The sequence below is a fragment of the Vibrio sp. S234-5 genome (assembly GCF_000960595.1).
Lineage (GTDB): Bacteria > Pseudomonadota > Gammaproteobacteria > Enterobacterales > Vibrionaceae > Vibrio.
Genome location: NZ_JZAM01000105.1, coordinates 1 through 396 on the forward strand (window position 1 = coordinate 1; position 396 = coordinate 396).

1 protein-coding gene is annotated in these 396 nt (G+C 54.8%); it reads left to right on the forward strand.

All coding sequences use genetic code 11. From position 1 onward, the window contains the following. The coding region (locus UF06_RS03700) for a TIGR02444 family protein (protein WP_045569240.1) at nucleotides 1–333 on the forward strand (333 nt) is incomplete at its 5' end. Nucleotides 334–396 lie beyond the last annotated feature (63 nt).

A 396-nucleotide genomic window follows, 5' to 3' on the forward strand; every position in this document is an offset into this window, starting at 1 on the left:
TGGCTGGTTGAACAACAGCGCAGTTGCGATGAAGAGGAGGGGCACAAGTTGCAAAGCTGCTTGGGCCGCTCCGAAACGCTGCTGCAACCCAATCGCGAATTACGACGTCAGTGCAAACAGCACCAACCTGACACCCTCTATCGCGAAGGGTTGCAGTTTGAGCTGCAACTGGAAAAACACCAACAAGCCGATCTGGTCGAATGCATTAACACACTGGCTCTGCGAGCCAATCACACTGAGCCTCTCACCCAGATCTACTGCCGTCATTTAGGCGCGGCGCACCTCTATGCGGCATTTAAACCGCCCTCAGCCCCCTTGGCAAAAGCCAGTTAGTTTCTGTGATCCCGACCCAGAGTTATCGAGCTCGCCTCTGCCAGAACATTGACCCGCCTAAAC